The organism is Nocardioides sp. P5_E3 (assembly GCF_054049275.1).
In genome coordinates this window covers 124,348-147,631 of sequence record NZ_JBFUMR010000022.1, presented here as the reverse complement: position 1 = coordinate 147,631, position 23,284 = coordinate 124,348, and the positions used below count along the sequence as shown (strand labels likewise).

General features: G+C 71.9%; 25 protein-coding genes. 10 read left to right on the top strand and 15 right to left on the bottom strand.

The annotated features are described in order from the left end of the window. The 4 genes from ACXJKB_RS15130 to ACXJKB_RS15115 all read right to left on the bottom strand — a co-directional run bounded on the left by ACXJKB_RS15130 (position 1) and on the right by ACXJKB_RS15115 (position 3,423). The gene (locus ACXJKB_RS15130; RefSeq protein ID WP_457189741.1) at positions 1-936 is read right to left on the bottom strand and encodes a PfkB family carbohydrate kinase; all 936 of its coding nucleotides are present in this window, start codon (positions 934-936) and stop codon (positions 1-3) included. A gap of 5 nt (positions 937-941) precedes the next feature. Further along, on the bottom strand, positions 942-1,484 hold the full coding sequence (locus tag ACXJKB_RS15125) for a cysteine hydrolase family protein (protein ID WP_457189721.1): 543 nt from the start codon (positions 1,482-1,484) through the stop codon (positions 942-944). Between the two features lie 185 nt (positions 1,485-1,669). Further along, positions 1,670-2,521 carry an ABC transporter permease gene (locus ACXJKB_RS15120; protein WP_457189719.1) on the bottom strand — a complete coding sequence of 284 codons (852 nt, stop codon included), beginning with the start codon at positions 2,519-2,521 and terminating at the stop codon, positions 1,670-1,672. Further along, positions 2,518-3,423, bottom strand: coding sequence for an ABC transporter ATP-binding protein (locus tag ACXJKB_RS15115; protein ID WP_457189717.1), 906 nt, complete (start codon positions 3,421-3,423; stop codon positions 2,518-2,520). The genes ACXJKB_RS15120 and ACXJKB_RS15115 overlap by 4 nt, the downstream gene beginning before the upstream one ends. Before the next feature lie 143 nt (positions 3,424-3,566). On the opposite strand from ACXJKB_RS15115, the gene ACXJKB_RS15110 reads away from it, so the two are divergent. Then, complete coding sequence (locus ACXJKB_RS15110) at positions 3,567-4,778, top strand: hypothetical protein (RefSeq protein WP_457189715.1); 1,212 nt, start codon at positions 3,567-3,569, stop codon at positions 4,776-4,778. Between the two features lie 61 nt (positions 4,779-4,839). Continuing rightward, a complete protein-coding gene (locus ACXJKB_RS15105; RefSeq protein ID WP_457189713.1) occupies positions 4,840-5,577 on the top strand; it encodes a hypothetical protein in 738 nt (245 codons plus the stop codon). A 44-nt stretch (positions 5,578-5,621) separates the two neighbouring features. Here ACXJKB_RS15105 and ACXJKB_RS15100 read toward each other — a convergent pair whose 3' ends face one another. Beyond that, complete coding sequence (locus ACXJKB_RS15100; protein WP_457189711.1) at positions 5,622-6,839, bottom strand: pyridoxal phosphate-dependent aminotransferase; 1,218 nt, start codon at positions 6,837-6,839, stop codon at positions 5,622-5,624. Between the two features lie 54 nt (positions 6,840-6,893). Between ACXJKB_RS15100 and pyrE the strand changes: the two genes are divergently transcribed. Next, entirely contained in the window at positions 6,894-7,424 is a 531-nt protein-coding gene (gene pyrE, locus ACXJKB_RS15095) for an orotate phosphoribosyltransferase (RefSeq protein WP_457189709.1), read from the top strand. A 24-nt stretch (positions 7,425-7,448) separates the two neighbouring features. On the opposite strand, the gene ACXJKB_RS15090 is transcribed toward pyrE, so the two are convergent. After that, entirely contained in the window at positions 7,449-8,207 is a 759-nt protein-coding gene (locus tag ACXJKB_RS15090; RefSeq protein WP_457189707.1) for a DedA family protein, read from the bottom strand. A 62-nt stretch (positions 8,208-8,269) separates the two neighbouring features. On the opposite strand from ACXJKB_RS15090, the gene ACXJKB_RS15085 reads away from it, so the two are divergent. Next, a complete protein-coding gene (locus ACXJKB_RS15085) occupies positions 8,270-8,959 on the top strand; it encodes a TrmH family RNA methyltransferase (protein ID WP_457189705.1) in 690 nt (229 codons plus the stop codon). A gap of 76 nt (positions 8,960-9,035) precedes the next feature. On the opposite strand, the gene ACXJKB_RS15080 is transcribed toward ACXJKB_RS15085, so the two are convergent. The 3 genes from ACXJKB_RS15080 to ACXJKB_RS15070 form a co-directional block, all read right to left on the bottom strand. After that, the gene (locus ACXJKB_RS15080; RefSeq protein WP_457189703.1) at positions 9,036-9,320 is read right to left on the bottom strand and encodes a hypothetical protein; all 285 of its coding nucleotides are present in this window, start codon (positions 9,318-9,320) and stop codon (positions 9,036-9,038) included. 73 nt (positions 9,321-9,393) lie between these two features. Further along, positions 9,394-9,885, bottom strand: coding sequence for a SigE family RNA polymerase sigma factor (locus ACXJKB_RS15075; protein ID WP_457189701.1), 492 nt, complete (start codon positions 9,883-9,885; stop codon positions 9,394-9,396). Continuing rightward, complete coding sequence (locus tag ACXJKB_RS15070) at positions 9,882-10,808, bottom strand: hypothetical protein (protein WP_457189699.1); 927 nt, start codon at positions 10,806-10,808, stop codon at positions 9,882-9,884. Before ACXJKB_RS15070 ends, ACXJKB_RS15075 begins: the two co-directional genes overlap by 4 nt. A 168-nt stretch (positions 10,809-10,976) precedes the next feature. Between ACXJKB_RS15070 and fbaA the strand changes: the two genes are divergently transcribed. Further along, on the top strand, positions 10,977-12,011 hold the full coding sequence (gene fbaA, locus ACXJKB_RS15065; RefSeq protein ID WP_457189697.1) for a class II fructose-bisphosphate aldolase: 1,035 nt from the start codon (positions 10,977-10,979) through the stop codon (positions 12,009-12,011). 134 nt (positions 12,012-12,145) lie between these two features. Here the strand turns inward: fbaA and ACXJKB_RS15060 are convergent, their stop codons facing one another. From ACXJKB_RS15060 to ACXJKB_RS15045, 4 genes are all read right to left on the bottom strand, one after another. Continuing rightward, positions 12,146-13,135 (bottom strand): type IV toxin-antitoxin system AbiEi family antitoxin domain-containing protein, encoded by a 990-nt coding sequence (locus ACXJKB_RS15060; RefSeq protein ID WP_457189695.1) that lies wholly within the window; start codon positions 13,133-13,135, stop codon positions 12,146-12,148. Between the two features lie 234 nt (positions 13,136-13,369). Continuing rightward, positions 13,370-15,100 (bottom strand): monocarboxylate uptake permease MctP, encoded by a 1,731-nt coding sequence (gene mctP / locus ACXJKB_RS15055; protein WP_457189694.1) that lies wholly within the window; start codon positions 15,098-15,100, stop codon positions 13,370-13,372. Continuing rightward, positions 15,097-15,381, bottom strand: coding sequence for a DUF3311 domain-containing protein (locus ACXJKB_RS15050; RefSeq protein WP_457189692.1), 285 nt, complete (start codon positions 15,379-15,381; stop codon positions 15,097-15,099). The genes mctP and ACXJKB_RS15050 overlap by 4 nt, the downstream gene beginning before the upstream one ends. A 91-nt stretch (positions 15,382-15,472) precedes the next feature. After that, positions 15,473-15,898, bottom strand: coding sequence for a DUF3151 domain-containing protein (locus tag ACXJKB_RS15045; RefSeq protein ID WP_457189690.1), 426 nt, complete (start codon positions 15,896-15,898; stop codon positions 15,473-15,475). 37 nt (positions 15,899-15,935) lie between these two features. On the opposite strand from ACXJKB_RS15045, the gene ACXJKB_RS15040 reads away from it, so the two are divergent. Then, positions 15,936-16,400: an acyl-CoA thioesterase gene (locus ACXJKB_RS15040; RefSeq protein WP_457189688.1), complete on the top strand. Its 465-nt coding sequence runs from the start codon at positions 15,936-15,938 to the stop codon at positions 16,398-16,400. A 13-nt stretch (positions 16,401-16,413) separates the two neighbouring features. On the opposite strand, the gene lysS is transcribed toward ACXJKB_RS15040, so the two are convergent. Further along, positions 16,414-18,138, bottom strand: coding sequence for a lysine--tRNA ligase (gene lysS / locus ACXJKB_RS15035; RefSeq protein ID WP_457189686.1), 1,725 nt, complete (start codon positions 18,136-18,138; stop codon positions 16,414-16,416). Positions 18,139-18,313: 175 nt separating this feature from the next. Between lysS and ACXJKB_RS15030 the strand changes: the two genes are divergently transcribed. After that, complete coding sequence (locus tag ACXJKB_RS15030; RefSeq protein WP_457189684.1) at positions 18,314-19,303, top strand: DNA-binding response regulator; 990 nt, start codon at positions 18,314-18,316, stop codon at positions 19,301-19,303. A 41-nt stretch (positions 19,304-19,344) separates the two neighbouring features. Here the strand turns inward: ACXJKB_RS15030 and ACXJKB_RS15025 are convergent, their stop codons facing one another. Continuing rightward, positions 19,345-20,259 carry a diacylglycerol/lipid kinase family protein gene (locus ACXJKB_RS15025; protein ID WP_457189682.1) on the bottom strand — a complete coding sequence of 305 codons (915 nt, stop codon included), beginning with the start codon at positions 20,257-20,259 and terminating at the stop codon, positions 19,345-19,347. Positions 20,260-20,383: 124 nt separating this feature from the next. Between ACXJKB_RS15025 and ACXJKB_RS15020 the strand changes: the two genes are divergently transcribed. From ACXJKB_RS15020 to ACXJKB_RS15010, 3 genes are read left to right on the top strand one after another with little or no spacing between them, the layout of a single operon-like run. Beyond that, positions 20,384-21,667 carry an adenylosuccinate synthase gene (locus tag ACXJKB_RS15020; RefSeq protein WP_457189680.1) on the top strand — a complete coding sequence of 428 codons (1,284 nt, stop codon included), beginning with the start codon at positions 20,384-20,386 and terminating at the stop codon, positions 21,665-21,667. Beyond that, on the top strand, positions 21,664-22,932 hold the full coding sequence (purD, locus tag ACXJKB_RS15015) for a phosphoribosylamine--glycine ligase (RefSeq protein ID WP_457189678.1): 1,269 nt from the start codon (positions 21,664-21,666) through the stop codon (positions 22,930-22,932). The genes ACXJKB_RS15020 and purD overlap by 4 nt, the downstream gene beginning before the upstream one ends. Further along, positions 22,925-23,284, top strand: coding sequence for a hypothetical protein (locus tag ACXJKB_RS15010; protein ID WP_457189676.1), 360 nt, complete (start codon positions 22,925-22,927; stop codon positions 23,282-23,284). The genes purD and ACXJKB_RS15010 overlap by 8 nt, the downstream gene beginning before the upstream one ends.

Sequence of the window (23,284 nt, the reverse complement as noted above, 5' to 3'; positions counted from 1 at the left end):
TCACCGGGGGACGGACGCCAGGAAGGCGTCCACCTCTGCGGCCGTCGGCGCGGACTCCGGTCCGCGACGGGTCACCTTGATGGCGGCGGCCGCGTTGGCCCGACGACAGCCCTCCACCCACGGCGTGCCGGCGGCCACCTCGGCCAGCAGCGCGCCGGTGTGGGTGTCGCCGGCACCGTTGGTGTCGACGGGCGTCTGCGGGAAGCCGGGGACGTACGTGGTCGTGCCGGCGACGTGGACGGCACAGCCCTCCGGCCCGTCGCGGACGACCGCGACCGCGTCGCCGCGGAGCATCGGGGCGATCGTGGTGGTCAGTGCCGCAAGGTCGTCGGGCGCGTCCTGGCCGACGGCGCGGAGGAGGTCCTCGGCCTCCTCGGCGTTGCTCGACCACACGTCGGTCACCTCGAGCATGGCCGCCCGGACGTCCGTCCCGAGGCCCGCGAAGGCGGCGCCGGGGTCGAGCACCACGACCACGTCGGGGTGCAGCGTCGGCAGCCACGCGAGCAGCGGGTCGCGGGTGCTGTCGAGGGCGAGCGAGAAGCCCGTGACGCAGACCAGGTCACCCGGGCCCGGCGCGGAGGTGTCGAGCGACTCGACGCTGATCCGCCGCTCGGCCCCCAGCGTGGTCACGAAGGTGCGCTCGGCGCTGGGCTCGACCATCACGACGCAGATGCCGGTGTCGAGGCCCTCGACCGGAGGGGCGGACATCCCGATCCCGGCGGCGGTGAGTGCTGCGCGGATCAGGTCGCCGTGGGGCCCGGTGCCGATGGCACCCGCCTGCACGCACTCCGCGCCGAACCGGGCCGCCGCCAGCAGCACGGTGACCGTGCCTCCGGCGTAGTCGGTGGCCGACGTGGCCATCACGTTCTGCCCGCGATCGGGCAGGTCGGGGACCTCGACGACCACGTCGACCAGGGCCTGGCCGGTGTGGATCACCCGGCTCAACCGAGCACTTCTTCCGTCGTGGCCAGCGTGATCTGTGGCGGGTACAGCGCCATCACCTTCATCGCCGCCGCGTGGTTCTCCGGTGTCGAGCCGGCGCACGCGTCGGTGACGAGGGTGATGGTCGCTCCGGCGTCGGCGGACGCCAGCGCCGTCGAGACGACGCAGCAGTCGGTGCTCACCCCGGCCAGCACCAGGTGGGGGAGCGGCCCGGTGACCTCCGCGAGCTCGGGTCCCCACTTGCCGAAGGTCGGCAGCGACACCACCGTCTCCGTCAGTCCATGCATCTCGGGCACGAGGTCGAGCAGCGGATCGTCGTGGGGCACGTCGGCGAAGGGCCAGGCATCGAGGTAGGCCCGCCAGCTGCCCTGCGGGTCACGGTCGGGCACCCAGCGCGTGACCACGGTGCGCTCGCCCGCGGCGGAGGCGAGTCGTCGTACGGGCTCCACGATGTCGGGGAACATCGGCGACCCCCACTCGCTGTCCGGGGAGGCGAAGATCCGCTGCGGGTCGATGACGACCAGCCAGGCGTCGGGGTGCATGTGGCCAGCCTGTCAGAACCGGCAGCGCACAGGGCCGACGAGGAGGCCGGTCGGCCACATGTCGGCCGACAAGCGGGAACTTCCCCGGATATCCGGGGAAATCAACACCGCAGCCGGAGAGACATCAGCGGCCGCCGGTCCCCCGACCGGCAGCCGCTGATGGGCACGAGGTGAGTAGAGGGGATCTACTTCACCTCGGCACGCAGGATCGCGCGCAGGCCGATGGCCAACGGGATCCAGAGCCAGACGAGCGTCGTGACGGCCAGCTGCTGCCAGTACTCCGTCGTCATCGAGCTGTCGAAGAGGCGGGTGGTGGCGTAGTTGACGTCGACCCACGGCTGCAGGTCGCGGAACCACTCCTGGAAGGTGGCAAGCGCTCCGAGGGCGGCGGGCAGCACCAGCGAGTAGACGAAGTAGCCCACGATCGCTGCGGCCGAGCTGCGCAGCAGGACTCCGAGGGTGAAGCCGATGAGCATGCCCAGGACGTTGGCGAGCACGATCTGCCCGAACTCCGTGACGGTGACGTTCCAGACCGGGTCGAGCCCGGTGATCGCCGAACCGATGAGGTTGCCGACCGCGCCGACGGCCAGGGCGAGGAACATCGAGGCGACACCGATGGCGAGGGTGACGATCATCTTGGCCGTGATCACCCGGCCCCGCCAGGGGACCAGCGTGTAGGTCGTCAGGCCGGTCCGCTGGCTGTACTCGCTGGTCACCGACAGCAGACCGATGATCGGCAGGATCACCGACAGGGGGAAGCCGATCGCGCTGGAGAAGGTCTCCTGGTCGATCGCAGAGTCGGGAGCCCACAGGATCACCGCTGCGGTCGCGAGGACGGCCACGATGCCGACGCTCGCCATGAGCCACAGGCCGGCGCGGGTGTCGAACATCTTGCGCAGCTCGACGCCGACCAGGCGGGTCATGGGGATGGGGCGTACGACGCGGGGCGCGGCGGTCGCCACGGGTGCGGACGTGGCGGCGACGGCGGGGACCGGGGTGGTGGCCTCCCTGGGTGCGGGTCGGGTCTGGGTGGTCATGCTGCTGCTCCTTCACGAGCGGTCTCGGCGGTGAGCTCGAGGAACATCTCCTCCAGGCCGGCGCCGTCGGCGGCGCGCAGCTCTCGCAGGACGACGCCGGCACGGTGTGCCGTCTCGCCCACGAGCTCGGGGTCGGCGTCGGCGCGCAGGCCGCCGTCGATGGGGGTGGTGACGACCGACGCCTCGTGCAGGGCACGGGCGAGGTGGTCCTGCTGGGAGGGGTCCGCGGTGCGGACGAGGGTGCCGGCCGCGGCGAGGAGCTCGGCCTTGCTGCCCTGGGCCACGATGCGGCCCTGGCCGATCACGACGATGTCGTCGGCGATCACCTCGATCTCGTGGAGCAGGTGCGAGGACAGCAGCACGGTGCCGCCCTGGTCGGCGAAGCCGCGGAGCAGGTCGCGCATCCAGCGGATGCCGGCCGGGTCGAGGCCGTTGGCGGGCTCGTCGAGGATCAGCACGCGCGGGTCGCCGATGAGGGCGGTCGCGATGCCGAGGCGCTGGCGCATGCCGAGGGAGTAGTTGCGGACCCGGCGCTCGGCCTCGTCGGCGGTGAGCCCGACGCGGGCGAGGGTCTCGGTGACCCGGGACTTCGGCAGGCCCATGGTCTGCGCGGCGATCGCGAGGATCTCGCGGCCGGTGCGCCCGGCGTGCTGTGCGGAGGCGTCCAGCAGGACGCCGACCTCGAGGCCGGGGTTGACGAGCTCGCGGTAGTCGCGGCCGGTGATGGTGACCTGACCGGTGCTGGGCCGGGTGAGGCCGACCATGATGCGCATGGTGGTGGACTTGCCGGCGCCGTTGGGGCCGAGGAAGCCGGTCACCCGACCGGTCGCGGCCGTGAAGGAGACGTTGTCGACGGCTGTGAACTGGCCGTACTGCTTGGTGAGGTTCTCGACGCTGATCATGGGTACAACCCTCGCCGCGCAGGGGCATCCGGCACATCGGGGACCGCACCCCGCCGGTCCCTGAGGACGACCCTGAGAAACCCCGCAGCGAGGCCCCGGGGTGCGGATGGGGGGAGTTGGGTGCGACTTGGGACAATGGCCAGGTGAGCCAGCCCACCAAGCAGCGCCCGCCCCAGGTCAGCCTGGCCTCGGGCATCATCATGTTCTCCTCGGTGGTGGTGCTCCTGACCGCGTGGGAGCGGGTCACCTCGCTCCGCTCGCTCGAGACGCAGGACGCCATCCGCGACGTCCTCGCCGACGCGCCGTTCTCCTCGCTCGGGCTCACCGTGTCGAGCACGACCGAGCTGCTGCGGGTCTCGTGCATGGTCGCCGCGGCCTGCGCGTGCGCGACCGCGATCCTCGGCTGGTACGTCCGGAAGCCCGACCGGTCCTCGCGCCTGGCCCTGACCCTGTTCGCGGTCGTCGTCTTCGTCACCGGCATCCCCGCCGGAGGCCTGGCCGGCTCGTTCGTCGCCGCCGGTGCGGCGATGCTCTGGATGCAGCCCGCCCGCGAGTGGTTCGCCACCGGTAGCTGGACCCCGCCCGACCCGGCCCCGGCCAGGGACGCCGGGCGCGCCGACCGCGACTCGTCCGGGCAGGCCGACCCGTGGGGCCGGCCGCCCGCCGGCAACGACGCGCCGTCCACTCCTCCCTCGACCCCGTCCGACACCTCGCCGTCCGACACCTCGCCGTCCGTCCCGCCGCCGGCCAGCCGGCCGTTCGGCGAGCCCGGGCCGCCCGCCCAGCAGCACCCCGTCGGCGGGCCCGCCGAGTCGCCGTACGGCCAGGCCTACCCATCCCGACCCGACCAGCACCAGTCCGCCCCGGCGCCGTACGCCGCCCACCCCGCGCCGGACTGGCAGCGCCGTCAGCTGCTCCAGGCCCGGCCGGGCGCGATGGTCGCCGCGTTCGTCATCACGGTCGTCACCGCCGGCGGCCTGCTCGGTCTCTCGCTCCTGTGGCTGGCGATCGCGGGCTTCTCCCCGGACTTCCTGCGCAGCGTCATGGAGCAGCAGCAGCCCGAGCTGCTCGACGACGGCCTGAGCCTCGAGCAGGTGCGCACGACCGTGTTCGCGCTCGCGGGCGTGTTCGTCGTGTGGTGCGTCATGGCGCTGGTGCTGGCCGGCTTCGCGATGGCACGCCGCGAGTGGGCCCGCCGCGGCCTGATGGTCAGCGCCGCCTTCAGCGCCGGTGCCTGCCTCGCCCTCGTGCTCAACACCCCGCTCGTCCTGCTGCCGGCCGCGGCCGCCGTGGCGACCGTCGTGTGCCTGCGCCGCGTCGAGGTACGGCGCTGGTTCCAGCTCGACCCGCGCTGACCCTCCTCCTCCTCCCGCTCGGCGACGGCGGCGCCAACCGCCGACGTGATGAGATAGGCGCATGAGCAATCCAGGACCGATGCAGCAGCCTTACGGCCAGGACCCCTACGGACAGCAGTCGCCCTACGGCCAGCAGCCCTACGGCCAGCAGCCGGCTGGCGACCGGCGTCCCGGCACCGTGACCGCCGCCGCCTGGATCACCATCGTCTTCTCCGCCATCACCGCGGCGCTGTTCGGGTTCACCGCGCTCGGCCTGTTCATCGCCCGCGACCAGGTGATCACGGAGATGGAGCGCGTCCCCGAGTTCCAGGACGCCAACATCGACGCCGACGCCGCCGTGGGCGTGCTGGTCGCCGTCATCCTGGCCCTGGTCGTGTGGGCGATCATCGCCATCGTGCTGGGGGTCCTCGTCATGCGGCGTTCCAACGTCGCGCGGATCCTGCTCGTCATCTCCAGCGCCGTCGTGGCGCTGTTCTCGTTGCTCGGCGTGACCAGTGGTGTCTCCGCCGTCACGCTGATCGCCGCGATCGCCGTGATCGTGCTGCTCTTCGTCGGCGGCGCGGGCGACTGGTTCAAGGGCCTGTCGTCGTCCGGTACCGGCGCCTACCCGGGCTACCCGGGCCAGTCGGGTGACCCCTACGGCAACCAGTACGCCGCGCAGCCCGGCCAGCAGCCGTCGCCGCAGTACCCGCCGCCGCCGAGCAGCACGCCCTACGGCCAGGACAACCCCTACGGCCAGCCGCGGCCGAGCGACGAGGACGGCTCCGAGCACCCGCCGCGGGACTACCCGGGGCGCTGACCCCCAGACCATGGAGCCCCGGCGCGAACTGAACTGACGTCAATTCAGTTCGCGCGGCACCGGCCTCCGCGCGACAGGTCGGCGGCGGCGAGTCGTCGTACGCCCTCGCTGATCACGTCGCGCTCCTTGCAGAACGCCCACCGCACCAGTTGGCGACCGGCCTCCCGGTCGTCGTAGAACCCCTGGGTGGGGATCGCGACGACGCCGGCGACCTCGGGCAGCGCGAGGCAGAACGCGCGTCCGTCGGGCCAGCCGAGGTGGCTGATGTCGGTCGTCGCGAAGTAGGTGCCCTCCGGCACGCGTGGCACGAGCCCGGCGGCGGTGAGCCCGTCGCAGAGCAGGTCGCGGCGGCCCTGCAGGTCGCGGGCGAGCTCGCGGGGCCAGTCGGGCTCGTGGTCCAGCGCGTGCGCGACGGCGGGCTGGAGCGGGGAGCCGGAGGTGAAGGTGAGCCACTGCTTGGCCGCGAGGACGGCCTGGACGAGCGGCGCCGGGCCGGTGGCCCAGCCGACCTTCCAGCCGGTGAAGCTGTAGGACTTGCCGGCGCTCGACAGCGTCAGGGTGCGCTCCCACATCCCCGGCAGGGTCGCGATCGGGACGTGGCCCTCGGCCGAGCGGGCGTCGTCGAAGACCAGGTGCTCGTAGACCTCGTCGGTCACCACGATGACGTCGTGCTCGATCGCTAGGTCGGCGACGACCTGGAGCTCGTCGCGGGTCAGGACGGTGCCGGTGGGGTTGTGGGGCGTGTTGAGCAGGATCAGCCGGGTGTCGTCGTTGACCGCGGCTCGCAACTCGTCGAGGTCCGGGCGGAAGTCGGGCGCCCGCAGCGTCACGGGTCGCCGGCGGGCACCGCACATGTCGAGCATCGCGACGTAGGAGTCGTAGTAGGGCTCGAGCACGACGACCTCGTCACCCGGGTCGACCAGCGCGAGCAGCGCCGCGGCGACCGCCTCGGTGCACCCGGTCGTGACGACGACCTCGCGGTCGGGGTCGGGCTCGAGCCCGTAGTGGCGGTGCTGGTGCCGCGAGATGGCGGCGCGCAGGGCGGGTACGCCGATGCCGGGGGCGTACTGGTTGGCCCCGGCCTCGAGCGCGGCCTCCGCCGCCGCGACCACCGAAGCGGGCCCGTCGACGTCGGGGAAGCCCTGACCGAGGTTGATCGCGCCGGTCCGCAGGGCCAGCGCCGACATCTCGCTGAAGACGGTCGGCGGGATGTGGGCCAACCTGAGAGCGAGTGGTCGGGCGAGAGGCTTCGCGGTGGGCACGGGCCCACGCTACCCAGCGCGACCGGGCGGTCGGGCCCCACTAGGGTCGGGGCCGTGACCACCGACGCGACCCTCGCCGCTGACATCGACGCGACCTGCCGCCTCACGGGGGAGTTCACCCTCCGCTCGGGGCAGGTGGCCGACACCTACTTCGACAAGTACCTCTTCGAGGCGCAGCCGGCCCTGCTCGACCGCGTGGCCGCCCAGATGGTCGACCTGCTCCCGGAGGGGACCGAGCTGCTCGGCGGCCTCGAGCTCGGCGGCATCCCGATCGCGACCATGGTGTCGGCGAAGACGGGGCTGCCGGCCCTCTTCGTGCGCAAGAAGGCCAAGGAGTACGGCACCGCCAAGCTCGCCGAGGGCTCGGACGTCGCCGGTCGGCGCGTCACGATCATCGAGGACGTGATCACCACGGGCGGCGCGGTCCGCGACGCCACGCGTGCGCTGCGGGAGCTCGGTGCGACCGTCGAGGTCGTGGTCTGCGCGATCGACCGTTCGGCCGACGGCGAGGACCCGCTGGCCGACGTCGGTCTCGAGGTCCGGTCGGTGCTGACCCGGGCCGACCTCGACGCCGCTCGCGGCTGAGGTCGCCTCCCGGGTCGGACAGGCTCAGTCGACGTCGCGGCCCATGATGTCGCGGTCGGGCCCACCGTCCTGCGGGCCGATCTCGGCACCGGCGGAGTGGGTGCGCTTGTGGCGCAACCACTCGATGATGACCGGGATCACCGAGAACGCCAGGATCACGATGATCAGCTTGTCGATGCTCTCGCCGAGCGTCGGGAACGCGTCGCCCAGGAAGAAGCCGAGCAGGCAGATCGACGACACCCACATCACCGCGCCGACCAGGCTCCACAGGAAGAACCGGTGCCGCTCCATCCGGGTCACCCCGGCCACCACCGTGATGTAGGTCCGCACGAACGGGACGAAGCGGCCGATGACGAGCGCCTTGTTGCCGTGGCGGTCGAAGAACGCGGTCGTCTGGTCGAAGTACTTGCGCTTGATGATGCGGCCGTCGCGCTCGTAGAGCGGCTGCCCGATCTTGCGCCCGATCTCGTAGCCGACGACGTTGCCGAGGAACGCGGCGACGATCAGCGCCGCCATCGCGATGAGCAGCTCGACGAAGGGAGGACCGGGGAACAGGTCGAGCTGGCCGGTGGCGATGAAGAGGCCGATCGCGAACAGGAGCGTGTCGCCGGGCAGGATCGGGAAGAACAGCCCGCACTCGACGAAGACGATCAGCAGGCTGATCCAGAACAGCGCCGTGCCGAACCGGTCGAGCAGCCAGTTGGGGTCCATCCAGTCGATGCCGAGGAGCATCGGCTGGACGCCCGAGGTCAGGATGGACTGCAGGTCCCACAACGTGCTCACACGCAACCCTAACCGCGGACGCCCCGCCTCCGCGCTTCGTCGCGGCTGCCTAGGGTGCTGCCATGCAGGACGAGGAGCGGGCGCCGTACGACCCGATGCCGCACGGCCCGCCCGAGGTGGGAGTGGGTCCGTGGGAGGGGCCGTGGCCCGAGGGCGAGCAGTGGGACCCCGATCTACTACGCGAGGGTGACCGCCGCAACGTGGTGGACCGCTACCGCTACTGGACGATGGCGGCGATCGTCGCCGACCTCGACACCCGCCGGCACGGCTTCCACGTCGCGATCGAGAACTGGCAGCACGACTTCAACATCGGCACGATCGTGCGCACCGCCAACGCCTTCCTCGCCGCCGAGGTGCACATCGTCGGCAACCGCCGGTGGAACCGCCGCGGCGCGATGGTGACCGACCGCTACCAGCACGTGCGGCACCACCCGGACGCCGCCAGCCTGGCGTCGTACCTCCACGCCGTCCCGGCCGCGGAGGGCGGGCCGGTGCGGCTGCTCGGCATCGACAACCTGCCCGGGTCGCTCCACCTCGAGACGATGCAGCTGCCGCGACGGGTGTGCTTCCTCTTCGGCCAGGAGGGACCGGGGTTGTCGGAGTCGGCGCGCGAGGTCTGCGACGGCACCTTCTCGATCGCGCAGTTCGGCTCGACCCGCTCGATCAACGCCAGCTCGGCCGCGGCGATCGCGATGCACAGCTGGGTGCGCGAGCACGCCGACCTGACCGGCGACGACGCCTGGCGCGGCTGAGGCCCGCCCGCACCCGGGCGCCCCGACCGGGCCCGGGATGTCCCCACGGCACCCCGGACCCGGCTCCTCCCAAGGTCTAGCTGGTGGTCCTCGAATAGCAGACCAGCGTGCGGTCCCCGGCCCTCCAGGCGGCCTTCGCCGGCCAGCCGAAGCGGTAGGACAACGTCGAGACGGCCTTGCGGCAGCGTTCGGCGCCGATGCGGTCGCGGGCCTTTCGTGCCGGGTAGCGGCTGCCGTGCCCCTCGGGCAGCTCCATCACCGCGATCGGCGTCGCGGCACGCGCGGTCGCGGCGCCCGTCCCGACGGCAGCGGCCAGCATCCCGACGAGGACGGCGGCGCTGGGACCGGGACGGCGTGGCATGTACGTCAACCTAGGCCTGACGAGGGGGGAACGCCAGCCCCGGGAGGGTGCAGACACCACCCCCCAGACCTCCTCAGCGCTGGGGTGCCAGCACCGCCTCGAGGGCGGCCAGTCCTCGGCTGCTGTGGCTCTTGACGGTGCCCTCGTTGATGCCGAGCTCGTTCGCCGTCTCGCGCACGGACAACCCGAGCCAGTGGCGCAGCACGACCACCTTGCGCTGCTGCTCCGGCAGCGCCTGGAGTGCGTCGAAGAGCGCCGACCGCTCCTCGACGGGCGTCGGCTCGGGTGCGCCGTGGTCGGGCAGGTCGTCGGTGGGCCGTTCGCGACGCCACGGCCGGCGGGACTCGTCGATGTTGGCGCGCACCATGATCTGCCGGCAGTAGGCCTCCTCGCCGCCCTGCTGCCGGATGCGCGGCCACGCGACATAGAGCTTGGTGAGCGAGGTCTGGAGCAAGTCGTCGGCCTTGTGCCAGTCGCCGCACAGGGCGTACGCGATCCGGCGCAGGTGGGCCTGCCGGGCGGCGACGAACTCGCTGAAGGCCGCGTCGCGGTCGGTGCCCCTCATCGCATGCCCTCGCCGGAGGAGTACTGCTGGCGCGCCCAGCTGAGGAACGCGGTCATGGAGTCGAAGGAGCCTGGCGCCGCAACCACGTCGAGCTCGCCGTTGATCACGCGGTAGGCCGCGAACCTGGCCCGCTCGTCCACCAGCACGCGCACGGCGCCGGTCCGGTCGGCGCCCAGCGCGAAGTCGCCCAGGTCGGGGTCGGCGTCGACCTCGAGCACCACCACGCCCTTGGCCCCGACCACACCGCTGTCGCCCTGCAGGCGGAGCCAGTTGCTCGGATCGGTCTCGGGGGCGGCGGGTGGCCCGTCGACGACCCCGTTGGCGACGTCCAGGGTGCGCTGGCTCTCGACCCGGCCCTCGAGCCACCCGGCGAAGTCCCCGGTGGCGTCGTTCGTGCCCATCGAGGTCCCTCCGTCGGGTTCCCTGGTCAGGAGTGAGTACTTCTCCCGCCCCTCGAACTTCACCCGGATGCCCAGGGACTGGCCCTGTGCCGCGGTGTAGCCCATCGGGTTCTCGACACGCTCGAGCACCGGCCCGGCTCCGGGGGCGAGCACCAAGCCGTCGGCGTCGAGGGTCGCGGGCTCGCCGAGGAAAATGGGCTTCTCGGCCTGCCGCCTCATCCGATCGAGCTGCTTCATCCGCTTGTCCAGCCGTTCCGAGACGCCGTCGGGCTCGGTGACCTCCTGCTGGCTGTCCGAGCCCTGGGTCACGACGGGCGCGTCGCCCCGCACCGCCGAGCCCTGGCCGGAGGCCCACGCGGTGCCCCCGCCGATCACCACGGCGGCGGCGAGGACGACCGCGGTCGCGCGCCGTCGGCGTACGACGGCTGTGCGTCCCGCTGCGACGTAGTGCCCCGGCGGCACGTCGTGGCCCGTGCCGAACGAGCTGTCGAGCTCGTGCTGCCAGTCGATGTCGGTGCTCATGCTGCGTCCCCCCGCGGGTGAGTGTTCCACCCGGGGAGACGGAGCGGAGGCGGTGCCGGTTGTCACCCGCCGGTCAGGTGGTGAGACGACCGGTCGGCCCGGGGCGGACTCGCGGGTAGCCACTAGGGTTGTGAGCGCCTGCCTGACCGCTTCAGAGGAGATCTCCAGATGCCCATCGCCACTCCCGAGATGTACGCACAGATGCTGGACGCCGCGAAGGAGAAGTCCTTCGCCTACCCGGCCATCAACGTGTCGTCCTCCCAGACCCTCAACGCCGCGCTCAAGGGCTTCGCCGACGCCGGTTCCGACGGCATCATCCAGGTCTCGACCGGCGGCGCGGAGTACCTGTCCGGTCCGTCGGTGAAGGACATGGTCACCGGCTCCGTCGCGTTCGCGGCCTACGCCGCCGAGGTCGCGAAGAACTACCCGGTCAACATCGCGCTCCACACCGACCACTGCCCCAAGGACAAGCTCGACGGCTTCGTCCGCCCGCTGCTCGACATCTCCGCCGAGCGCGTGGCCCGCGGCGAGGCGCCGCTGTTCCAGTCGCACATGTGGGACGGCTCGGCCGTGCCCCTCGACGAGAACCTGCAGATCGCCGAGGAGCTGCTCGCCAAGTGCGCCGCGGCCAACGTGGTCCTCGAGATCGAGGTCGGTGTCGTCGGCGGCGAGGAGGACGGCGTCGCCAACGAGATCAACGACCAGCTCTACACGACCCCCGAGGACGCCATCGCCACGATCAAGGCGCTCGGCGCCGGTGAGCGCGGTCGCTACATGACCGCCCTGACCTTCGGCAACGTGCACGGCGTCTACAAGCCCGGCAACGTCAAGCTGCGCCCCGAGATCCTCAAGTCCGCGCAGGAGGCCGCCGCCTCCGAGCTCGGCCTCGGCTCCGACGCGCGCCCCTTCGACCTCGTCTTCCACGGCGGCTCGGGCTCGACCGCGCAGGAGATCAGCGACGCCGTCGACTTCGGCGTGGTGAAGATGAACGTCGACACCGACACCCAGTACGCCTTCACCCGCCCCGTCGCGGCGCACATGTTCGCCAACTACGACGGCGTGCTGAAGGTCGACGGCGAGGTCGGCAACAAGAAGCAGTACGACCCCCGCGCCTGGGGCAAGGCCGGCGAGGCCGGCATGGCCGAGCGCATCGTCGAGGCCTGCCAGAACCTCCGCTCCGCCGGGACGTCGCTGGGAGGCTGATCCTCTCGTGAGCCGTACCGGACCTCCCGGTAACGGGTCGAAACGCACACTCCCGCCCCCACCAGTGGGGGCGGGAGTGCTGTCTTCGGCCCGTTACCGACCGGCTCAGGGCAGGGGTCCGGGCGCGACCGCCGTCAACCGGTCCGCACGCGCACCGAACGCGGCAGGAGGTAGGGCGCGAGGTCGTCGATCGAGCTGCCGAAGCGGCGGCAGGTGTCGTCGTACTCCCTCCCCAGCCGTCGCAGCGCGGCGCGGCGGCCGCCCAGGCAGTCGTACGCCGTGATCCGGGAAGCGCCCAGCTTGAATCCCGACAGGAAGTCCTGCCGCGCCTTCTCCTCCCGCAGAACGCCCTGTGGGTCCTCGTCGTACTTCAGCAGGCCGTCCGCCTCGAACAGGTGGCGACCGAGGCGGAGGTCGCACCAGGCCTCGCGATTGCCGTCCGTGATCCCGAACTGGGTCTGGGGCGTCCCCACACCCAGCTCGATCACCAGGCCGCGGGCGAGCGATTCCAGGTAGCTCTCGGCACCGGGGTCGGCCAGCTCGATCGCGCGATCGATCCGCCGCTTGTGAGGCCAGCCCCGCATGAGCTCGGCGGTTCGCTCCAGGTCAGCGCGCGTCACCCCCTGGCGTAGCGCGGCGTCGCATGCTGCCATCCCCGGCCACACGCCGTGCAGGCGTGCCATGTCCAGCGCCGTCCTGGCCGGATGGGTGACGAGGAACCCGTCGACGCGCATGACGTGCTCGCAGCCGACAGGAGCGCCGTGCGTGATGATGCCGCCGCTCGTCCGCGTCGCCCGGTGGTCGACCCTGGCGATGTGGGGAGGGCTCGTGCGCGCATCGGGAACCCCGAGCCGATGCACGATCGCTGCCGAGTCGTGAGTGAAGACCGGCTCGGCGCCGACGGCGAGGACCACCGCCCTCATCCGCAGCATCGGTGCCTCACGGAAGGGCTCCGCCGCGGCGTACGCCTCGCCGTCGGCGTACACACCTCTGCGGAGTCGCACCCAATCGCCGCTGGCCAGCAGGGCAGCCACATCGCGAGCCAGCAGCCCGGCGGCGAGGGCCTGTTGGTGTGTGATCAGGCCGTGCTGGGAGCGCGCCGGGAGGTAGCTCTGGAGGTCCATGGACCGAGCGTCGGACCGATGCTCGCGCGGCACGACCGCGGGCAGCAGAGCCTGTGGAGGGGTGGGCGCCGGGCCGGCCTGTGGACGATCGGCGGCCGGCTCGAGCTCGAGCCACAATGCCGGTAACGGCCCGAAATGGGCACTCCCGCCCCCATGGGTGGGGGCGGGAGTGGTGCTGCTGACCCGTTACCTGGCGACTGGGGTCCGCAAGCGCAGGACTCGTGGCGTACGCCGCTAGCGCGCCCCCGCGTTGCCCCGGATGTCGTCCGGGTCGCCGTAGGGGTCGTCGTGCGTGTCGTGCTCGGCGAGGTCCTTCTGCACGCGCGGGTCGTCGGCGTCGGCGAAGTAGTCGAACGCGATGGTCTCGTCGCGCCCGTTGGACACCTTCACCGCGTTGAGCACGGCGCTGAGGACGACCGCGAGCACGACGTTGATGGTGAACGCCGTGATCGCGATGTAGCCCATCTCGCCGATGCCCGGCATCATCCCGAGCGAGCCGCCGAAGTGCTTGCCGGTCACCGGGTTGATCACCTGGTAGGCCTCGATCGTGCCGTAGACCATGCCGGCCGCCCAGCCCACGAGCAGGGCGTAGCGGTGGAACCACCGGGTGAAGAGGCTGAACACCACGGCCGGGAACGTCTGCAGGATCCAGATGCCGCCGAGGAGCTGGAAGTTGATCGCGTTCTGCTTGTCGAGCGTGAGCACGAAGATCAGCGCGAACGCCTTCACGAGCAGCGACATCAGCTTGGAGACCTTGGCCTCCTGCGCCGGCGTCGCGTCCTTGTTCAGCCACTCCTTGTAGATGTTGCGGCTGAACGTGTTGGCCGCGGCGATCGACATGATCGCGGCCGGCACCAGGGCGCCGATCGCGATGGCGGCGAAGGCCACGCCCGCGAACCACGCCGGGAACATGTCCTCGAACAGCTGCGGGATCACCAGCTGCGCGTTGGGCTCGCCGTCGAGCCCGATCGGCTGCGTGCCCGCCGCGATCGCGACCCAGCCGAGCAGTGCCAGCAGGCCCAGCACGAAGGAGTACGCCGGCAGGATGGCGGCGTTGCGGCGGATCGTGTTGCGCGAGTTGGACGACAGCGAGGCCGTCACGGAGTGCGGGTACATGAACAGCGCCATCGCCGAACCGAGGGCGAGGGTGGCGTACGCCCAGTACTGGCCGGCGCCCGGGATGAAGGCCCCCGTCGGCTTGCCGGTGACCTCGTTGGTGGTCGCCATCTTGTCCTGCGCGGCGCCGAAGATCGCGTCCCAGCCGCCCACCTGGCCGGGCAGGTAGACGATCGCCACGATGATGACGAGGTAGATGAGGATGTCCTTGACGAACGCGATGACCGCCGGCGCCCGGAGCCCGCTCGAGTAGGTGTAGGCCGCGAGGAGCGCGAAGGCGATGAAGAGGGGCGCGTCCTTGGCGATGATGCTGTCGCCGCCCCCGAGGCCGGCCACCTCGAGGACCGCCTGGATGCCGACGAGCTGCAGCGCGATGTAGGGCATGGTGGCCACGAAGCCGGTGACCGCGACCGCGAGCGACAGCCCGCGGTCGTCGTACCTGCCCCGGACGAAGTCGGCGGTCGTGACGTAGCCGTGCCGGTGGCTCACCGACCACAGCCGGGCCATGAAGATGAAGATGATCGGGTAGAGCACGATCGTGTAGGGCACCGCGAAGAAGCCCGCCACCGCGCCGGTCGTGAACATCGCCGCAGGCACCGCGACGAAGGTGTAGGCCGTGTAGAGGTCGCCGCCGAGCAGGAACCACGTGATCCACGTGCCGAACTTGCGCCCGCCCAGGCCCCACTCGTCGAGGGACTCCATGGAGTCGGACCGCATGAAGCGGCTGGCCATGAAGCCGGCCACCGTCACGATCAGGAACAGGACGATCAGCACCGCGAGCGCGACGCCGTTGACGCCACCGGTGTCGGCGGCCATGAGGGTGACCTGTGGTGTGACGTGGGGTGTCATCGCTTCTCACCGACCTTGTGGGAGGTCAGGCCGCGGGCCGAGAGCGTGAGCCGGTAGGCCGTGAAGGTCAGGGCGGAGCAGATGAAGACCCAGAGGAACTGGTACCAGAAGAAGAACGGGAAGCCCCACAGCTCCGGCGCGTCCTTGCTGTAGGACGGCACCCACATGAGCGCGATGATGGGGATCACGAGCAGGACGGCGGCGAGCGCCATCTTGCCCTTGTCGGTCGGGGGGACGCCCTCTTCGGGGCGCGACTTGGGTGGTGTGTTCCCGGAATTCACCCGCGCGACCTTACTCGCGCGGTGACCACCGTCACCCCTCCTTCGGGGTGACGCGACCAGCGGTCGGTCTGACGCGACGAGCGGTCAGGCGTCAGCCCAGCAGCGCGTCGGCCGCAGCCGGGCTCGAGTCGCGGAGGAAGGTCGAGCAGCGCTCCCACTCGTCGGTCTCGCCGATCGCCCGGGCGGCGAGGGCGAGGAGCGCGAGCGAGCGCAGGAAGCCACGGTTGGGCTCGTGCTCCCACGGCACTGGGCCGTTGCCCTTCCAGCCGTTGCGGCGCAGCCGGTCGAGCGAGCGGTGGTAGCCGACGCGCGAGTAGGCGTAGACGGTCACGTCGTCGGCGCCAGCATCCTGCGCCTGCTGCGCCAGGGCTGCCCAGGCGGCCGGGGAGTCCGGGTGACGGCGTACGACGGCCGCGGGGGAGTCGCCCCCGGCGAGCTCGGCGTCRGCGGGGTCGGCGGGCAGGTGGGTGGGCGGGGGACCGGCCATCAGGTCGCCGCCGTTGAAACCGGAGGTCATGGGCCAACCCTAGGCGGGTGTCGGACAGACTTGCCCCATGGGCCAGACCTTCACGACCGAGATCCAGGCGCGCTACCGCGACATCAACCTCGCCGGTCACGTGGACAACGTCGAGGCGGTCCGGGTGCTCGACGAGGCGCGCTACGAGTTCCTCCGGTTCGCCTTCCTCCCGGGCCTTCCCGCCGGTGCCACCGGGCTGCTGCACGGCACCGACCCGGGCGTGTCCGAGCTGGTCGCCTCGCAGACGATCGAGTACCACTCCGAGATGCGGTTCGTGCCCTACCAGCCGTTCCTGGCCTCGCTGTGGGTCTCGCGGATCGGCCGTTCGTCCTTCACCGTGGCCGCCGAGCTCCGGGTCGAGACGGGTGTTGGCCCGGCCGCGGTCTGGGAGTGCGTCAACGTGCTGTGGGACCACCGTGCCCAGGCCGCGTGGACGATCAGCGACGCCGTGCGCGCCGACCTCGAGCACTACCTCGGCGAGCCTGTCGGCTTCCGCCGCTGAACTGGCACACGGGTCAGGCGCCGAGCAGCTGCCGCACCTTCGCCGGGCCGAGCGCCAGCACCAGGGTGGGCAGGCGGGGGCCGCGGTCGGCGTCGACCAGCAGGTGGTAGAGCAGCCGGAAGAAGTCCTTCTGGTCCGCCTTCACCTGGTCGGTGGGGGCGTCGTCGAGGCCGAGGCCGCGCGCGACCTTGGGCACCCCGTAGACGACCGACGTGACGGCGTCGAGGTCGCCGTCGTCGGGAAGCCGGTCGAGGAAGATCCGAAGCCACAGCTCCTCGTCCTCGCTGAGCGAGGACAGGCGCTCGGTGTCCGGCGTCTCGCGCACGGTGGTGCGCTCGTCGGCGGGCACGTGCTCGGCCGTCCACTGCATCGCCTTGGACAGCCGGGGCTCGAGGTCGGCGACCGAGTCGTGCGGGAAGCCCGACGACTCGATGATCCGCGAGATCATGTCGGCCGATCCCGCTGTCACGTCTGCGACCGACGACAGCGTCCGGAACGGGACCGGCACCGCGGGTGAGGGGAGTCGGCCGGCGGACGCCGTCTCGGAGGCGCGGTGCCAGGCCAGCGTCGCGACGTCGGACTTGGCCGGGTCGGCGGCCTTGCGACCGAGCGCGTCCCACTCGTCGTACAGCCGCACGACGGAGGCGCCGAAGTCGATGTCGAAGGCCTGCGTGGGAGCGCGGCGGACGTAGAGCCAGCGCAGCATCGGTGCCTCGAGGATGCGGAGCGCGTCGGTGGCCGTCGGCACGCCGCCCGCCGACGACGACATCTTCTGCACGCCGGCGAACCCGACGAACGCGTAGATGACCCGGGCCGGGGCGCGCCAGTCGAAGATCGACGACACGATCTCGGTGCCGACGGTGTAGGACGAGCCGGGGGTCATGTGGTCGCGACCGGCGGGCTCGAAGTTGACCTTCTCGTAGGCCCACCGCATCGGCCAGTCGACCTTCCACACGAGCTTGCCGTCGTTGTCGGTGGACAGGTTGGTCGTGCCCTCGAAGCCGCACGAGGAGCAGGTGTAGGACAGCGTCGTGGTGGCGTCGTCGTACGCCGTCGTGGTGACGGTGTCGCGCCCGCACTGGCGGCAGTAGGGGCGGTAGGGGAAGCGGGCGATCGCGTCGGCGGAGGAGGTCGCGGACGGGTCTCCCTCCTCGTCGTCCTCGTTGGCGACCGAGTCCGCGAGGTCGGCGGCCTCCTGCTCGGATGCGTCCTCGGCGGGGGCGACCTTCTTGGTGCGGTGCTTGGCGAGCACCGCCTCGATCTCGTCGCGGCGGGCGACGGACTCGAGGACCTGCTCGCGGTAGGCGCCGGAGGTGTACATCTGCGTCTGGGAGATCTCCTCCATCTCGACGCCGAGCTCGCGCAGCGCGTCCTGGAGCGGCGCCTTGAAGTGCTCGGCCCAGCTGGTGTGGCACTCCCACGGGTCGGGCACGGCGGTGAGCGGGCGCCCGATGTGGTCGGCCCACTCGGCGGGCACGCCGGCCGGCACCTTGCGGAACCGGTCGAAGTCGTCCCACGAGTGGAGGTGGCGCACCGGCACGCCGCGGCGTCGCAGCTCCTCGGCCACGAAGTGCGGGGTGATGAACTCGCGCAGGTTGCCCAGGTGGATGGGGCCGCTCGGGGAGGCACCGGACGCGACCGTCACCAGGTTGCCCTCGCCCGCGTGGCGTACGGCGTCGTCCGCCGCACGCGTCACCCAGTCGACCGGATCGCCCTGCCCCTGCCGTCCTCGCGCCATGCGGGCAAGGCTAGGGGACGCCGATTGGCGCCGGAGCCGACCCCCGTGGCGGCTCCGACGCCGTGCTCCGAGGAGCGGGCCAGCCGCACACCCCCGCGGCGACCGGCGCAGACAGTATCGACTGGCCGTTCGCTGCCACGCGGATCCTGAGTGCCGGTGGCACTAAACTGCCACCATGTCCGGCGACCCGTCCTCCGTCCTCGCGGCCCTCGGCCTCGACCGGCGGACCGAACAGCTCTACTTCCGCCTGGCCCCCGCCTCCGGGCACACCGTCACCGGGGTCGCGCAGCTGGTGCAGCAGCGGCCCGACCAGCTGATGCGCAGCCTCGCCCCGCTGCTCGAGCGCGGCCTGGTGGTGGTGTCCGAGGACCGGATCGTAGTGCCGGCGCTGGCCGAGGCGGTCTCCGAGCTCGTGCTGCGCCAGGCGCGGTCGGCGGCGTCGTCGGCGGCGATGCTGGCCGAGCTGTCGAGCGCGGTGCCGCACCTCGTGGCCTCGACCACGCGCCCCGACCCGCGCCATGTCACCGAGGTCCATCCCCTCGACGGCGAGCTGAGCTCGGGCGGCAACCCGCTGGAGCTCCTGCAGCTGATGCTGCGCACCAGCCGCGGCGACATGCTGTGGCTGCGCCCCGACGCCTGGGCGATGCCGCGCGAGTCACAGGTCAGCGAGCTGGTCGCCGAGGCGATGGCGACGGGGCGGCGCTCCCGGGCGATCTACCCCGCCCGCGCGCTGACCGAGGCACCGGAGGCGCTGCGCGTGCGCGCCGGGCTGGGGGAGCAGGTGCGGATCATCTCGGAGGTGCGCACCCGGATGTTCATCTTCGGTGACACCCACGCCGTGATCCCCGAGCCCATCGGCTTCACCGACGAGCCGCGGGTGCACGTGCGCCAGCGCTCGATCGTCGCGGCCCTGACGATGTGGTTCGAGTCGCTGTGGGACCGGGCCGCGCCGATGCCCGAGCTCGAGGCCGGCCGGGTGAGCCCCGACGGACGGCGGTTCCTCCTCGAGCAGCTGATGGCCGGGACGACCGACGAGGTCATCGCCCGCAAGCTGGGCATCGGCCTGCGCACCGTCCGGCGCCGCATCGCGGCCCTGATGACCGAGCTCGGCGTGGACACCCGCTTCCAGGCGGGCGTCGAGGCGGTCCGGCGCGGCTGGCTCTGACCGCGGGCGGCTCGTCGGAGCAGCGTCCGGTCAGCGTGAGGTCAGCGCGGCAGGATCATCGTGTACGCCGCCCGCTCGAGGCGCCAGCTGCGGCTGCGCTCGGGCCCGGAGATCTCGCCGTCGGCCGACAGCCAGAACTCGTCGCCGCTCACCTTCACCGACGTACCGCGCAGGGTGACGACGTCGTCGCGCTGGTCGTGCTCGCCCTTGCGCAGCCGCATGACGTAGCCGAGCTTGGCGCTCGGCTTCACGGCACGGCTGATCATCACGTCGAGCAGCCCGTCCTCGGTGTCGGCGTCGGGGTTGAGCTCGGTGCCGCCGCCGACGTTGCCGCCGTTGCCGATGGCGACCATCAGCACCGGCCGGTCGACGTCGTTGACGACCTCGCCGTCGAGCTCGATGCGCAGGCGCCAGCTGGGCGGGTGGAACGCGGACAGGAGGGCCCCGATGGGGTAGCCGAGCTTGCCCAGGTTGACCTTGCCGACGCCGACGGCGCCCAGCCGGGTCTTCCACTTCGCGCCCTTGCGGCTGGCCTGCGCGCCGACCCCGACGTGCACGTTGTTGGCCACGACGTTGCCGGTCTCGTCGACGATGAGGTCGACCTTGCGGGGCTCGCCCGCCAGCACGAGCCGGGCCGCTTCCTCGATCTCGAGCGGGATGTCGTTGCCGCGGGCGAAGTCGTTGCCGGTGCCCATCGGCAGGAGGGCAAGTGTCGTCTGGTCGAGCTCGCGGCGCTTGTGCAGGGCCGTCACGACCGCGTGCAGGCTGCCGTCGCCGCCGGCCACCACGACCGTACGACCGCCGGCGCGGTGGAGCACGCCGTCGAGCTCGCCGGGGTTGGAGGTCTTGGCGACCTCGACGGAGGCCTTCTCGCGGAGGACGACGAGGGCCTCGGCGAGCCGCTCCTCGTCGGAGGTGCCGGCGTCGGCATTGGTGATGACCAGCAGGGAGCGCACGTCCGGACCCTAGCCGACCCCTGTGCGATAGCGTGGCGTCGCAAGAGCCCCGGTGCCTTGTGCCGGGGCTTCTGCATTTTTCCTGCACCGACCGTTTCTGCCGAATGACAGAGGGAGGGCTGAGATGCCCGCGATCGTCGTGCTCGGAGCCCAGTGGGGCGACGAGGGCAAGGGCAAGGCCACCGACCTGCTGGCCACCACGGACCCGATCGACTTCGTGGTCCGCACCAGCGGCGGCCACAACGCCGGCCACACCATCGTGATCGACGGTGAGAAGTACGCCACCCACCTGCTGCCGAGCGGCATCCTCACGCCTGGTGCCACCTCGGTGATCGCCAACGGCGTGGTGGTGTCCCCGGAGGCGCTGTTCCGCGAGCTCGACGGGCTCCTCGCCCGCGGGGTGGAGGTGGCCGACCTGAAGGTGAGCGCCAACGCCCACGTCATCGCGAGCTACCACGCCACCATCGACAAGGTCACCGAGCGCTTCCTCGGCAAGAACCAGATCGGCACCACGGGCCGCGGCATCGGCCCGGCCTACGCCGACAAGATCAACCGCGTCGGCGTCCGGATCGCCGACCTCTTCGACGAGAAGATCCTGCGGGAGAAGATCGATGCCGCGCTCGACGTGCGCAACCACCTGCTGACGAAGGTCTACAACCGGCGCGCCATCGAGGTCGACGCGGTCGTCGAGGAGCTGCTGTCCTACGCCGACCGGCTCCAGCCCATGGTGTGCGACACCTCGCTGCTGCTCAACCAGGCGCTCGACGCCGGCCAGACGGTGCTGTTCGAGGGCGCCCAGGCCACGATGCTCGACGTCGACCACGGCACGTACCCGTTCGTCACGTCCTCCAACCCGGTCGCCGGCGGCGTCTGCGTCGGCGCGGGCATCGGCCCCACCCGCATCGACCGGGTGATCGGCGTGATCAAGGCCTACACGACCCGGGTCGGCTCCGGCCCGTTCCCGACCGAGCTCTTCGACGAGGACGGGATCCAGCTCCAGACGCTCGGCGGCGAGATCGGCGTCTCCACCGGGCGCACCCGCCGCTGCGGCTGGTACGACGCCGTCGTCGCGCGCTACGCGAGCCGGGTCAACGGCCTCACCGAGTTCTTCCTCACCAAGCTCGACATCCTCGGCTCCTGGGACCGGATCCCGGTCTGCGTGGCGTACGAGATCGACGGGCAGCGGGTCGAGGAGATGCCGATGACCCAGACCGAGTTCCACCACGCCAGGCCGGTCTACGAGTACTTCGACGGCTGGAACAGCGACATCTCCGGCTGCCGCTCCTTCGACGAGCTCCCCAAGAACGCCCAGGTCTACGTCCAGGCGCTCGAGGAGATGTCGGGCGCGAAGATCTGGGGCGTCGGGGTCGGACCGGGTCGCGAGCAGACCGTGGTGGTGCACGGGTGAGGACCCTCGTCGTCGGGACCGGCGGCCGCGAGCACGCCCTCGCGCTCGCCCTCGCCGCCGACCCGGCGGTCACCGAGGTGCACGCCGCGCCCGGCAACCCCGGCATCGGCGAGGTCGCCACCCTGCACCCCGTCGACCCGATGGACGGCCCGGCCGTCGCCGCGCTCGCCACCTCGATCAGGGCAGACCTGGTGGTCATCGGGCCCGAGGCCCCGCTCGTCGCCGGTGTCGCCGACGCGGTGCGCGCGGCCGGGGTCGCGGTGTTCGGTCCCTCCGGTGACGCGGCTCGGCTCGAGGGGTCCAAGGCCTTCTCCAAGGAGGTCATGGCCGCCGCCGGCGTGCCGACCGCCGGCTCCCACACGTGCGCGACGCCCGACGAGGTGGCCGCGGCGCTCGACGCGTTCGGGGCCCCCTACGTCGTCAAGGACGACGCGCTCGCCGCGGGCAAGGGCGTCGTCGTCACCACCGACCGCGACGAGGCGCTGGCCCATGCGGCCGGGTGCGGGCGGGTCGTGGTCGAGGAGTTCCTCGACGGACCGGAGTTCTCCCTCTTCGTCGTCTGCGACGGCACCGTCGGGCGACCGCTGCTGCCGGCGCAGGACTTCAAGCGCATCTTCGACGGCGGCCGCGGGCCCAACACGGGCGGCATGGGCTCGTACGCCCCGCTGACCTGGCTGCCCGACGGCATCGTCGACACCGTGATGGCCGAGGTCGTCGCGCCGACCCTGGCGGAGATGCAGCAGCGCGGTGCGCCGTTCGTGGGCTGCCTGTACGTCGGGCTCGCGCTGACCGCGGCCGGCCCGAAGGTCATCGAGTTCAACTGCCGCTTCGGCGACCCCGACGTGCAGCCCGTGCTCGCCCTGCTGACCTCCCCCCTCGGCAACCTGCTGCGCGCGGCCGCCGACGGCGACCTCGCGGCCGTCCCGGCGCCGACGTTCGCAGACGGCGCATCGGTCTCGGTCGTGATGGCCAGCGCCGGCTACCCCGAGGGCTCCCGCACGGGCGACGTCATCGTCGGCACCGAGACGCTTGCCGTCGAGGACGACGTCGACGTGGTCCACGCCGGCACCGCGCGGACCGACGCCGGGCTGGTGACCGCAGGCGGCCGGGTGCTCGCCGTCCGGGCGACCGGGTCGGACGTCGCCGACGCCCGCGCCAAGGCGTACGAGGGCATCTCGAGCGTCAGCTTCCCGGGTGCCCAGTGGCGCCGCGACATCGCGGCCGAGCCGCTCGGTGTGGTCGAGGGCGCCGCGTCCCGTGGCTGACCCCTTCGCGGGCGGCTCCGACGTGCGCGTCCGCGAGGTGCTGCACGGCGCCGAGTGGGCGTCGTGGGACGAGCGTGTCGTCGGCGACGACGGGACGGTGCTCGCCACGGTCCAGGTCGACGGCACCCCGATGGTCTTCCCGCCGCACCCGGTGCCGCACCCGTGGGGGCACCTCGAGGCCTTGTGGAAGGACGTGCAGGACCTCGCCCCCAGCCTGGCGTCGGGGCGCATCACCCACGACGAGCTGCTGGCGACGCTCGCCGCCGCCGCCGAGGTCGCGGACCTGCTCGATCGCGGCGACCGCTGGTGGGCACCGTGGGACGGCTGGGCGCCCGCTGATGGGATGATCTGA

What these genes read in the sequence shown, in the direction of transcription:
- ACXJKB_RS15125 (WP_457189721.1), bottom strand. Translation starts at nt 1,484, where the DNA reads ATGCACCCCGACGCCTGGCTGGTCGTCATCGACCCGCAGCGGATCTTC.
- ACXJKB_RS15120 (WP_457189719.1), bottom strand. Translation starts at nt 2,521, where the DNA reads ATGACCACCCAGACCCGACCCGCACCCAGGGAGGCCACCACCCCGGTC.
- ACXJKB_RS15115 (WP_457189717.1), bottom strand. Translation starts at nt 3,423, where the DNA reads ATGATCAGCGTCGAGAACCTCACCAAGCAGTACGGCCAGTTCACAGCC.
- ACXJKB_RS15105 (WP_457189713.1), top strand. Translation starts at nt 4,840, where the DNA reads ATGAGCAATCCAGGACCGATGCAGCAGCCTTACGGCCAGGACCCCTAC.
- ACXJKB_RS15085 (WP_457189705.1), top strand. Translation starts at nt 8,270, where the DNA reads ATGCAGGACGAGGAGCGGGCGCCGTACGACCCGATGCCGCACGGCCCG.
- ACXJKB_RS15080 (WP_457189703.1), bottom strand. Translation starts at nt 9,320, where the DNA reads ATGCCACGCCGTCCCGGTCCCAGCGCCGCCGTCCTCGTCGGGATGCTG.
- ACXJKB_RS15075 (WP_457189701.1), bottom strand. Translation starts at nt 9,885, where the DNA reads ATGAGGGGCACCGACCGCGACGCGGCCTTCAGCGAGTTCGTCGCCGCC.
- ACXJKB_RS15070 (WP_457189699.1), bottom strand. Translation starts at nt 10,808, where the DNA reads ATGAGCACCGACATCGACTGGCAGCACGAGCTCGACAGCTCGTTCGGC.
- fbaA (WP_457189697.1), top strand. Translation starts at nt 10,977, where the DNA reads ATGCCCATCGCCACTCCCGAGATGTACGCACAGATGCTGGACGCCGCG.
- ACXJKB_RS15060 (WP_457189695.1), bottom strand. Translation starts at nt 13,135, where the DNA reads ATGGACCTCCAGAGCTACCTCCCGGCGCGCTCCCAGCACGGCCTGATC.
- mctP (WP_457189694.1), bottom strand. Translation starts at nt 15,100, where the DNA reads ATGACACCCCACGTCACACCACAGGTCACCCTCATGGCCGCCGACACC.
- ACXJKB_RS15040 (WP_457189688.1), top strand. Translation starts at nt 15,936, where the DNA reads ATGGGCCAGACCTTCACGACCGAGATCCAGGCGCGCTACCGCGACATC.
- lysS (WP_457189686.1), bottom strand. Translation starts at nt 18,138, where the DNA reads ATGGCGCGAGGACGGCAGGGGCAGGGCGATCCGGTCGACTGGGTGACG.
- ACXJKB_RS15030 (WP_457189684.1), top strand. Translation starts at nt 18,314, where the DNA reads ATGTCCGGCGACCCGTCCTCCGTCCTCGCGGCCCTCGGCCTCGACCGG.
- ACXJKB_RS15020 (WP_457189680.1), top strand. Translation starts at nt 20,384, where the DNA reads ATGCCCGCGATCGTCGTGCTCGGAGCCCAGTGGGGCGACGAGGGCAAG.